We start from the raw sequence: 11627 nt of genomic DNA, 5'->3' as shown, positions 1-11627 counted from the left end.
ATTACGGTATAAGTAAGTATACCGAACAATATACTTTCTCACCAGCAGTATACAGAGTAACTTGGCACGGTGATAAAAAAAAGGCGGTCCAGAGGACCACCCACCACCTTAGAATCCGTTATTTTCGATCACTTGTTTGAACCAGTGCCCACTCTGTTTAACGGATCTTTTGCCGCCGTCCTGAAGATCGACAGACACAAAACCATAGCGATTCTTATAAGCATTCGTCCAGGACCAGTTGTCCATAAACGTCCATAAGTGATAGCCTTTCACATTGGAGCCCTCCAAGATGGCCCGTTGAACCCATTTGAGATGCTCACGGATAAAATCAATGCGATAGTCATCATGGATCATGCCGTGCTCATCCCTGAATTTTTCCTCGCCTTGAACACCCATCCCATTTTCTGAAATGAAGCATTCAATGTTGCCGTAATTCAGTCTGACATTGGTCAGAATGTCGTAAATGCCCTTCTCATAAATCTCCCAGCCCCGCATCTCATTCATCTTACGGCCAGGCATAGCGTAATAATCGAAGAATCGTTCCGGCACAAAAGGCGCATCTGGATTCGGCAGACTTTCGCGGGCCTTGACTCTGCGAGGCTGATAATAGTTAATCCCCAGCAGGCCCACCGTGCCTTGACGTATAATCTCCCGGTCCCCGTCTTCCATCAGCGGTACAAAGCCCTCTTGGCGCAACAGTTCCACGAGCAAAGGGTTAAATTCTCCCGTCACAGATGGGTCTAAAAAGGAACGGTTAAAGAACGCATCGCATATTTCAGCAGCCTGCACGTCTGCCGGGTGCTGACTACGCGGATAGGTCGGCGTCAGGTTCAAAATAATTCCGATTTTGCCCTTGTAGCCTCCCTCTTTGTATGCCTTAATGGCACTCGCGCTCGATAACAGGGTATGGTATCCCACCTGTACAGCTTTACCGAAATCCACTTCATTCGGATAATGGAAATCGTACAGATAGCCGCCTTCCACTGGGACAATCGGCTCATTATGCGTAAACCATTTGGCCACACGATCTCCGAATAGCCCAAAGCAAGTGTTAGCGTAATCTACGTAAGCTTCGACCGTCTCCCGGTTCACCCATCCTCCTTTTTCCTGTAAAGCCATCGGCAAATCAAAATGATACAAACTCACAAATGGCTCAATCCCCGCCTGATGCAACTCTGCAATGACGGCATTATAGAAATCAACCGCCTTCTGGTTCATCGCACCCCTTCCCGCTGGAAACAGACGCGACCAGGAAATAGAGAACCGGAAGGAGTTGTGACCAAGCTCTTTCATGAGTGCAATATCTTCTTTGTAACGGGTATAGAAACGGGACGTTTCGCCAGGTCCAACCCCGTCATAAAAACGGTTCGGCTCCTGCTCAAACCAATAATCCCAAATGTTCGGTCCTTTGCCGTCTCCCTCCATGGTTCCTTCTGTCTGGGTAGCCGAGGCCGATGAGCCCCACCAGAAGTCGGATGGAAAACGGTATTGAATGGTTTGCTGCTCGATATCTTTCATTTCGGTATGATTCACAGCTCTACTCCTCTCTCTTTTGCATGAATAAGCTGCTAATCCAGCAGCTTATTCACATTACATTCCAACAGTTTGATCCTTACCTGCAATGGCTGCTTGGTTAAGCTCCTCTTCCTGCTCTTTACGAACGTTCATCCGATCAATAAATTTCAGGAATGGGAACCAAATGACAAAAACGACAGCCATATTAAACAACTGCAGTACGCCTCCCATTAGAGATCCCGTAGCCATCATTCCACTAAAGAACAACGGCATCGTCCAAGGCACCTGTATTCCGTTAGGCGGTGGTACAAGCCCGGTGGACATCGCGAAGTAAGTAATCAGCGTAACGATCATTGGAGCAATGACCCATGGGACAAAAATAAGCGGATTCATCACAATCGGCAAACCGAAAATGACGGGTTCATTGACATTGAACAGACCTGGTCCAATGGCCAACTTACTGACCTGCTTCAATTGCTTGCTCTTCAGGAAGATCAGAATCGTGAGCACGACTGCCAGTGTCATACCTGTACCACCGATACCTACGGTATAAATATCCACAAACTGCTTGGTGATAATATGCGGCAGTTCCGCTCCTTTGGAGTATGCTTCATAGTTTTCAAGTGCCAGCGTATTCCAGATCGGCTCCATAACCGAGTTGATAATGATTTGACCATGAAGACCAAAGAACCATAAAAGCTGAACAAAGAAAATAGCAATCAATGTAGGGATAATGCCACTGCCCAAATGTACCAGCGGTGCCTGTACGGCATGATAAATCAGATCATGCAGGTTATTATGAAGGGTCAGTGTAACTACAACATTAATGATCAAAAATATGCCCAATGTAATACATGCCGGAAGCAAAGCGGCAAATGACTTGGCAACTGCCGGCGGAACGCCTGGAGGCATTTTGATAATAATGTTCCGCTGTGTCACTCTTCGGTAAATTTCACCAGCTATAAAAGCAACGATCATGCCAAGGAACATGCCTTTGGCCCCAATCCGATCCAACGGAATGACACCAGCAATCGTGGCACCGCTTTCTTGTGTCAGCACAAACGGGGTGAGCATCAAGAAGCTGACCAACGCGATCATGCCGCCGAATATGGGCTCGACCTTATAACTTCGGGATAAATAATAGCCGATCCCGACAACCACGAATAAGGTCATGATGTTCAGGGTCGCACTCGGCGCAATGTTCAGCAGACTGTTAAAAGTCGCATAATTACCGTCGCCCATCCAACCTTTTAGAAACGGCAGATTGATAATAACGACAATGATGGAGCCAAAAACTGTTAATGGAAATGACAGCATAAATGCATCACGCAGTACAGTAAGATAGCGGTTGTTGTTCAGTTTACCGGCAATAGGTATCAGTATCCGGCTTAATTTCTCAAACAAAGCCTATTCCTCCCCGCGAAGTGACTTGCATCAATAGGGTTGCAAGCTTTTCATGTCCTCAATTTCACATACTTATATGTTTCGTTATAAATTTCTGGATTTGAACAGCTCCAGCAATTCTAGAACCAGGTCTTTCATGGTAACCGTGGACATCAGATGATCCTCGGCATGCATCAGAAGGAGCGAGAAGGGAGTTTGGGTACCTCCCGCTTCCTTCTTAACCATTTGAAAATGGATATCATGTGCAGCACGTAAATCCTGCTTGGCTTGTTTGAGCAGTTCGTCCGCACCTTCTACATTCTCATTTCGGTATTCGGTCAGCGCCTGAATTACTTTACTGCGAGCGCTTCCACTATGAAGAATAAGTTGGAAACTAATCTGTTCTTCCGTCAGTTCAGCTATATTGACTTTATCCATTTTTGCGTTCCACCAGCTTCACGGCCTGTTCATAGGCTTTCTTACCGTCAACCATTCCGTAGGCCATCATGTCGATCACTTCTACGTGAATACCATATGGAGCTGCTTCCTTTTCCAGTTGTCCTTTCAGAAAACTCATTTGTGGTCCAATCAATACCGCGTCAGCCTTAGCCATGTCTTCTGCCGCCTGATCTTGACCTACTGCCCAAATTTCAGCCTCGTCCCCAATGGACTTAGCATATTCCTGCATCTTAGTAACCAGCAAACTTGTAGACATACCTGAGCTGCACGCCAGTAAAATTTTTTTCATGATTATTCCTTCCCTTCAAGGTATTATTGGATGTTAAGTACTAGAAAACGTTTACAGCGTAATTATAAATCCAGTCTTTTGATTTGTCTATACATTTAGGTTATATGTATAGACTTTTTTTAAAATGACACGACTTCTCCACTTTTTTTCTTAAAAATGAACGTGATCTCTTATCTTTAATCTCTCAGTAATAGCTGAAAATTAGAAAAATTTAGAATATCAAGAAACATTCCTACATTTTTATCGTCTATATTATGGAAGACCTTACGTATGAGGGTAAGATTTTCCGAAGCCCAAAGTTAAAAAATCAACTCACAAAGGAGCTTATGCATGTTAAAAAAGTTAGGATTAGCTGCATTGATTCTGGTTACTAGCCTCTCCGTTATTGGAACAGGCTGGGCCGCATCCAGCACAACAACCATTGAAGTTTCTAAAACTGCTCTGGATTACAACATTGCTCGCCCGCTGAGCGATGGTGCTTTTCATGATGGCTTATTGGCCGCTGAAACATCCGCTGGAAACCTTGTGTATTACAATACCAAAGGAGCAAAAGCTTTCTCACTTCCCGCCGAGCTTAAACCCGTTGGCGATTTTCATGAGCAGCGAGCCGTCGTCAAAAATACAAAAACCAATCTCTATGGGTACATGAACACCAAAGGAACACTAGTCATCCCTTGCCAATATACCGAAGCCAATTTCTTTTCAGAAGGAAAAGCCAAGGTCACCATAGCAGACACCAAAGAAAATGCAATTATAGATCGAACGGGAAAAATCCTTTCTCATTTTAAAGAAAATGTGGATTCAGAATATATATTTACGGACGGTCTGGCTCTTGCCTACGCCCCCAACACTGGCAAGATCGGTTTTGTGAATGCCTCTGGTCAACTAGCGATTCCTTATAAATACAAATACAGTCGTGGTTTCTCGGATGGCTTGGCTATTGTTCAAAATAGCAAAGAGCTCTACGGGTATATCAATACAGCAGGGAAAGAAGTCATTCCTCTTCAATATAAATCTGGCGGAGACTTCTCGGAGGGATTGGCCCCGGTGCAAAATACCAAGGGGAAATGGGGATTCATCAATAAACAGGGGAAAGTCGTGATTCCCTTTAAATTTACGGATGCTCAGAATTTTAGTGAAGGCCTGGCGAGTGTGAAAAATGCAAAAAACGAAATCGGATTTATTGATAAAAACGGAACGCTGGTCATTAAATATCAACTTAAATATGATGTTACCTCTCCGTTCAAAGAAGGCTTTGCTTTAGTCGGTAAACAAACACAATCATCCGTCTCAGACGGCAAATTTGGCTACATCAATCGTCAAGGGCAACTGCTGACTAAACTTGAGTACAGAGCGGAATCCTCCTCCTTCTCCAATGGCTATGCTGTTGCTTTTATCAAGCCAGGCAAAGCTTTCATTGTATCTAAACATTCCGTTTCAAAATAAAAAAGACGACCCCGGAAACAGATCGAGTGGATCTGCTTCCGGGGTCATTAAATTTCCAATATATCGAATATAATTAGTCGTGTGTGTAGAATTTCACTCCAGGCAGATCTGCTGCCACCCACGAATAGTTAATGGTGTTACTGTTATAATTCTTGGTCCCCGCCTGAGCAACCTGTACTTCTTTCAAAATCGTAATCGATGAACCCTTCGGTCTGACAACGACTACATGACCATGTCCATCCTCTTTTTTGATCCCGATCGTAGGATACCCGAGATTAGCTCTTTTTTGAGCATCCTGAAAGGTTACAGAGTACCAGCCCGGCGCTTTTTTATTCAGTAAAGCATCAGCCATTTGATTGGCTAAGCCGCTTGGCAAGGGTGCTGACATCGCAGACATCACGTCTTGAGCGAAAATATTACATTTCGTTCCACCTACTGGCGAATACTTCTTGTTCGTTTCTACCTTAAAACCGTCAATTACAGATGCGTAAGTACTTGCACTTCTAGCCATTGAAATTCCCCCTGAATATAAGTTGTAGAGGAAATGAACGGAGTCGCTTGAACATCTGAATGGCTCCACATTCAATTGATGTTGGCCTCCATTCCCTCTCAACTATTAGGGTGATTTCCGCCTTACTTTAACAACGCAATACCACGGAAAAATTAACTTATTTTTATTTTTCTATTTAAATTCCATCTACAGTGATGGCCCGGCCTTCTGATCCATTAGGTTGAGAAAATAAAACGCCTTTCCCGTTAATCTTCACTTAACTGAAGGCTTTCTTCACTGATTACGGTTGGAACGATAAGCTCAGGAGTAGTCGTAGGCTTAGCTTGTGTTAAATAGTCTGCTGCCCCCACCATCAGAGCGATGCCGATAAATAGCACGATCCAATTACGATTCTTTTTTATCATCTGTACCTCTCATTCTTCACTTCGCCCGTTCAGCCACTTGAACCAATGGAGCAGATGACTGAATCGGTATTCATGCTGCAAAGCATACGTCCATACTTCAGGCTCTTCACCGGGTTCCTTCCAGACGAGCATGGAAAAGTGACCCTCTTCCTCGCTTGCAACCGACAGCAGCGAAAGACGATCATCCCCGAATCGGTATGGAGCCGATTCCACCCAGTAATTCCGCATATCGCTGATCCAGCTGCGAAACTGCTCTGTACCTGCGATCCGCAGCACCTCATCCGGCAGGAGCAGGTGCTCGTCGATGTCCTTCCAATCCCCCGCATATCGGTACCGCGCTGCCAGCATCGGACTGAGCGGTCGGGTTTTACCCGGGGCCAACGTAGGCATATAGGCGACGGGAACGACCGGACCGATACTCTGGATAGCATAAGACCGAGCTTCCTCCTCACTCATTCCGTAGGACATCGCCTCCGCAAGAAAATGGTTTCGTCTTACACCAAATTGATGCTGATACTGTGACATCTCATCCTGTAGCTCCAATACCATACCCTCCACTGTATCTGTTCCGATCATTCCCAAACACCTCTCATTCCAAAATATAGTTGTGCAATTCTCGTTGCGCTCGATACTTTGCCCAATTGAATTCAGACCAAGCCGATTCTTCTCTCGTCATGCTCGTCAAACGGGCTTGTAAAAACTCATCCAGCGCTCCATGTTCCTTACGGCTAAAGTCAATCAGCAGCGGAATCGCGTCCGCCGATAGCTCACTCAAATATTCCTTATCTATCACCGATGTCGTGCGATACCGTTCGAGATTATTTTCAGCAATCCGTATATCAATGCCCACATAGTTCACGACGACATAGGCGACCAGAGCGAGTACAATATAATATTTCGCCAACGGCAGTTGACGGAAATGAATGCGCATTGCTGCAATAAGCAGTAGCAAGCCCAGAAAAATCATAAACGCGTGTACCAAATAGCGGGTGTACGTATAGCCGTATGCTTCTTCGTACATAACCAGCCGGGTATATCCCGAATACAGCATCACACCCGAACAACCCACGAGTATGTACAGCAGGCCGCTGTTCATTTTTTGCACTATACCTGAGCCAAATTCAGTCCACTTCAATACACTGATCATCAGCACAAAGTTGATACCTGTTACCATAACCAGCTCCCCGAATCCTCTTCTCGCATATTCGGCATACGAGGTTCCTTCGGGCAGAGCACCTTCCCATGCACCAAACAAATATCCGAACTGCAACACGACGAACACAACATACACCAAATTCATGACAATCAGCACCGTAGCGGTAATTACAGGATCAAACTTGATCGCCACCGGCTCGTGGTAAGGTACTGTTGATGACTGAGTTTCTCTCTGCGTATTACGCGGAGCAGGCTGTACAAATCCCCACAAGTAACAGAAGAAACAGAAGGTGAAAAAGCAGATCCAGATCAGCCGTGGCAAACCACTCCCAAAGGTCAATGTGCCAATCCATTCGGGTATGCCAGATAACAACTTTTCGAACATCCCGTCTGCCGAAGCCAGCAGAGATATAATAATGAGTAGCAACGGCAAGGCAATAAGTAGACCGATTATCACTTTACCCAATACACGCTTACGCTCATCCTTTACATTCCGAAAGGCTGCCGTCTTAAACATTCGAAACGGAGTCACGATATGGCGAAAATTTTGATAAAACCAATGGCTTAGCGCCTGACCGATAATACCGGGTTCTGACCAGCCATGCCTTTTCTCCCCGAACAGCAGCACCATATGTACGCTAATCAGAGCAGGTATCGCCAGCGCATTTAACACATATAGGATCGGATTATTGAACAGCACGTATGTCAATGCCAGCATGAAAATGATCACAAACAGCAAACGCCCTATCCATGATTTGAGCTGGAAACGATCTCGATTAAAGGCATACATATAGGCGTAAAACCCAATAACAAAAATGGGCATAGACACGCCCAGCCCATGTCCGAAGAACAGATATTGATGAACCAGCGCCAACACAATTGCGCCAGCAAAGGCAGACAGAAACGACGTTTTCGGCAAAGACGTTCCATTCATCTTGTCATGCATGATAAATACCTCCGCAAATATGCTTTATAACCCTTATTGTAGATGATAAAATAAGAAGATAAAGAGAAATTAATTCAAACAAAATTTCCTATTTTATAAAAGTGGCTACGCTTTTAATCAAATATAGGGGAAACGGAGCAACCTTGAATGAAACTCCATGCCCAATTTTTACGACTTCACTCACACGCAGCTGACGACAAGGACGAAAACCATACTATAGAGACGACGCTGGATGAGCTAGCAGCTATTTTTGACTGTACTCACCGCAACGCCTTGATGATCATTCAGAAAATGGAGCAGCATGACTGGATACAATGGACTCCCCGCCGAGGCAGAGGCCGCCGCTCCAGTCTGCGCTTCCTTATTCAGCCGGAAGACATTGCCGTGCAATCCATGATGCAAGCCATAGACCGCCATGATATCAAACGCGCGCTGGATGAGATCCGAGTTCATTCGCGCTCCTCCACCATGCAAGAGCATTTGCAAGGCTGGCTGCTAAATTATTTTGGGCACCACGCGGAGGTGCGCAGTGATCAGCAGCAGATCGACACGCTGCGTCTGCCTATTCGCCAGCAACTTTATACGCTGGACCCGTTGTACTTGAACTGGCTTGCCGAGTCCTTCGTATCCAGCCACGTCTTTGATGGCCTGGCCCGTCGGGCGAACGAAAGCGGCGAGATTTTGCCGGGATTGGCGCACGCTTGGGAGGTGGACACCACTCGTACACAGTGGACTTTTTTCCTGCGTAAAGAAGTGCTGTTTCATAACGGAAAAATACTCACCGCTGAAGACGTCGTCTATACCTTTGAGCGACTGAGTCGGGCCCCGGGAAGGAGACTTTACCATTTTATCGTCCGGCAAATTCAGCACGTCCAGGCGTTAAGTCCGACGATGGTACGTTTCGTACTAAAGGAGCCAAACGAGCTATTTCTATCCTTCCTGTGTACCAGCCGGGCTGCGATTGTGCCGCGTGAGCTTAATCAGGTGGGTGAAGCCGCCTTTGGCATCCACCCTGTCGGTACAGGGGCATTCAAAGTCACGGAAATGAACGAGAGCCTGTGTACACTGGAGGCTTTCGCACCTTATTTTCAAGGCCGAGCTCATCTGGACCGAGTGGAAATTGTCCAACTCCCGTGGGCGACTAAGCTGGAATCGCCGGATACGGAAGACACCGCTTCTTCTTTTCACATTATCCATAATCCCGTATCGGCGGGAGATACGGATACCGCATGGAGCCAGATTCACTCAGCGGCTTCGGTACGCAAATTTATCACATGTAATACACACAAGGATGGACCGCTGCGTAACCCAGAAATACGTGCCCGCATTGTAGCATGTCTGGATCATCGCTCCCTTCCTCCAGCAGTAAATTCATCTAACGATTCTTTTGAACCACTGGCGGCACTGCAAATTGCTACCATTCCCGAGTATAAAGCGGACGCAGACCGGGTTGCGGCTCAGCTCGAATCCTGTGGGTATACCTGTAACATCGTGGCCGCATCTATGAATGAATTCAAAAGCTCATCTATCCGTATGGAGTCAGACTTAATCATCTTTTCTCTCTTTCGTGACCGTGATGAGCAATTACGCCTGTTTGACTTGTATCTGAATGTATCCGGACATGTTGAGCCTCATAGCCGTGTGGATATCGAAAGACTGCTGCGTGAAATTGCACGGGAGGCCGATCACACTGTTAGGGCGCAGCAATTTGAACATATCGAAACTCGGCTCATGGATGAGCACCAGCTGCATATTTTATATGAAAAACCCGTTCAGACGGCCTATCTCCCTTCTGTGCGCGGCGTATCTTTTAACAGTCAGGGCTGGGTGGATCTGCGTCATGTCTGGTTTCCACCTGCTGTACCTCCATCATCCAAGCCTTGAGCCAAGCGGTCCATTCAAGCGCATCGGATGACCAAAAAAAGGTATCCTCTTTTCACAAGAGGATACCTTTTGGGTTACGACAATCCAGACCTTTTCAAGTAGATGGTTCAAGGGATGAAAGCGCCCATCCCCCCAACCCATGACTGTGGACATCGCTAGGATCTTCCATAGGAGGGGTAACGGGTGGAAAATTCAACAGGATAAAAACATTAAATGCGAGCAGAGAAAAAACGATCTTTTTTATCATGGATGTACTCTACCTCTCCAAGTAAGTTTTTATATTCCTCTTTGTCCTGAGAAGTGGCAGTATGCCGATACTTTTCAAATAATCCTACACATTTGATGGTGACAGGATTACCATTCAGCACGACGGAATAAGAAAGGCTCTCAAGCAAGAATTTCATACCTTTGGTATAACGGTGTTTGTTGAGATCATAACAAGCCATCTCTGCCAAAAATCGTGCATAGAGATCTGCTGACATTTGCTCCGTATAAGTGCCTACCTTAACATGCTGATCTGCAAATGCCTCAATTTGTTTTTCAAAACGTTGCAGTACATGGTCTACATTAAAATCATAACGGTTGGCCGCTACCATAATTTTATGTAACCCCACGAGAATTTCGCCTTCGTTTTTTTCCAAATAATCTACATACTGTGGAATCACATCCAGACTGCCGGACATCAACTGGTATAAATACCCGTTGGCCTCAGCCCAGTTGCTACAAAGGGCCTTCAAACGCCGAGCTTCTTCCGTATCCTCTTGCACCCAGCTCAAATCAGAGTATAGGGATACAAATTCCAGTGCCTTCTGATAATCCCCGCGCTCATCCCACACCCCGGCACGCAGCACGTAAGAATATACAATATACATAAACAAAGGACCCTTAGGTTCCTTGCCACGCTCCGGTCTTCTGGTATTTCCGTATTTTTGCTCGTATTGTACCTTGGCTTTTTGAGCCATTTTTTCAGCATACCATTCTACTTTATCCCAACGCCGCAAGGAGGCATAGGTATTAGCCAAGTCTCTTAAGGCATCCAGTTGGTCTGCTTCACCCAGTCGGTCCACAAAGCTTTCGAAATGTGTGGCTGCCCATAAATTTTCGTCCTGGTCATCACCAACGGCAATCGTAAATAAACGGTATTGGCAGAGCGCCAGACGCTCTGAATGTTGGTACTTCTCACTTTCCGAAACATTTTTATAAATAATTGCAGCAGCCTCGAGCTTACCTTCGCTGAATAATTCTTCTGCTGTCTCAAACAAAGCTGGGGCGTATATGAGATAGTCCATCATAAACTCCACGACTTGCTTAATACAATCCAGTTTGTTCAGCTCTGCACAGCGATGCAAAAAGGGACGAACCCGTCGCCAATTCGGTGCCGTATTCCGTATAAATTCATCAATGTATAACTCATAGAGGCTCCCTTCTTCAAGCCCCATGCCTGCACCAATCCTATCCAACAGCAGCATCGCAATCGGACGATTACCGTTAATAATGGCACTGATCGTTCCTGCATTAATACCTGTGTTCTCCCCAAACTTACTAATCGTAATTCCTTCTCGTCTGATGTACTGTTCCAGCTCTGCGCGAATTGTGGTTGTTTCCTTCAAACCAGGCACCCCCAGGGATTACTTG

11 protein-coding genes are annotated in these 11627 nt (G+C 45.9%); 2 read left to right on the top strand and 9 right to left on the bottom strand.

The genetic code is table 11. The features are described from left to right. Window positions 1-108: 108 nt before the first annotated feature. From G9G53_RS04730 to G9G53_RS04715, 4 genes are all read right to left on the bottom strand, one after another. On the bottom strand, window positions 109-1518 hold the full coding sequence (locus G9G53_RS04730; protein WP_049817047.1) for a glycoside hydrolase family 1 protein: 1410 nt from the start codon (window positions 1516-1518) through the stop codon (window positions 109-111). Window positions 1519-1590: 72 nt separating this feature from the next. Continuing rightward, a complete protein-coding gene (gene celB / locus G9G53_RS04725) occupies window positions 1591-2919 on the bottom strand; it encodes a PTS cellobiose transporter subunit IIC (RefSeq protein WP_029518772.1) in 1329 nt (442 codons plus the stop codon). A gap of 84 nt (window positions 2920-3003) precedes the next feature. Beyond that, window positions 3004-3336: a PTS lactose/cellobiose transporter subunit IIA gene (locus G9G53_RS04720; RefSeq protein ID WP_013312602.1), complete on the bottom strand. Its 333-nt coding sequence runs from the start codon at window positions 3334-3336 to the stop codon at window positions 3004-3006. Next, a complete protein-coding gene (locus tag G9G53_RS04715; RefSeq protein ID WP_029518773.1) occupies window positions 3329-3646 on the bottom strand; it encodes a PTS sugar transporter subunit IIB in 318 nt (105 codons plus the stop codon). Before G9G53_RS04715 ends, G9G53_RS04720 begins: the two co-directional genes overlap by 8 nt. 330 nt (window positions 3647-3976) lie before the next feature. Between G9G53_RS04715 and G9G53_RS04710 the strand changes: the two genes are divergently transcribed. Further along, window positions 3977-5092: a WG repeat-containing protein gene (locus tag G9G53_RS04710; protein ID WP_029518774.1), complete on the top strand. Its 1116-nt coding sequence runs from the start codon at window positions 3977-3979 to the stop codon at window positions 5090-5092. A 73-nt stretch (window positions 5093-5165) separates the two neighbouring features. Here G9G53_RS04710 and G9G53_RS04705 read toward each other — a convergent pair whose 3' ends face one another. The 4 genes from G9G53_RS04705 to G9G53_RS04690 form a co-directional block, all read right to left on the bottom strand. After that, window positions 5166-5603: a hypothetical protein gene (locus G9G53_RS04705; protein WP_165145680.1), complete on the bottom strand. Its 438-nt coding sequence runs from the start codon at window positions 5601-5603 to the stop codon at window positions 5166-5168. A 245-nt stretch (window positions 5604-5848) separates the two neighbouring features. After that, window positions 5849-6007 carry a hypothetical protein gene (locus tag G9G53_RS04700; RefSeq protein ID WP_165145677.1) on the bottom strand — a complete coding sequence of 53 codons (159 nt, stop codon included), beginning with the start codon at window positions 6005-6007 and terminating at the stop codon, window positions 5849-5851. 9 nt (window positions 6008-6016) lie between these two features. Further along, window positions 6017-6583 (bottom strand): hypothetical protein, encoded by a 567-nt coding sequence (locus tag G9G53_RS04695; protein ID WP_029518788.1) that lies wholly within the window; start codon window positions 6581-6583, stop codon window positions 6017-6019. A 13-nt stretch (window positions 6584-6596) separates the two neighbouring features. Then, window positions 6597-8108, bottom strand: coding sequence for a DUF4153 domain-containing protein (locus G9G53_RS04690; protein ID WP_029518789.1), 1512 nt, complete (start codon window positions 8106-8108; stop codon window positions 6597-6599). A 147-nt stretch (window positions 8109-8255) separates the two neighbouring features. Between G9G53_RS04690 and G9G53_RS04685 the strand changes: the two genes are divergently transcribed. Next, window positions 8256-9992 (top strand): ABC transporter substrate-binding protein, encoded by a 1737-nt coding sequence (locus G9G53_RS04685; RefSeq protein WP_069012260.1) that lies wholly within the window; start codon window positions 8256-8258, stop codon window positions 9990-9992. A 209-nt stretch (window positions 9993-10201) separates the two neighbouring features. Here the strand turns inward: G9G53_RS04685 and G9G53_RS04680 are convergent, their stop codons facing one another. Continuing rightward, window positions 10202-11602, bottom strand: coding sequence for a transcriptional regulator (locus tag G9G53_RS04680; RefSeq protein ID WP_069012261.1), 1401 nt, complete (start codon window positions 11600-11602; stop codon window positions 10202-10204). Window positions 11603-11627: the final 25 nt, after the last annotated feature.

Source organism: Paenibacillus sp. EKM206P, from assembly GCF_011066155.1.
Classification (GTDB): domain Bacteria; phylum Bacillota; class Bacilli; order Paenibacillales; family Paenibacillaceae; genus Paenibacillus; species Paenibacillus polymyxa_D.
This window is presented reverse-complemented; position numbering and strand designations above follow the sequence as displayed.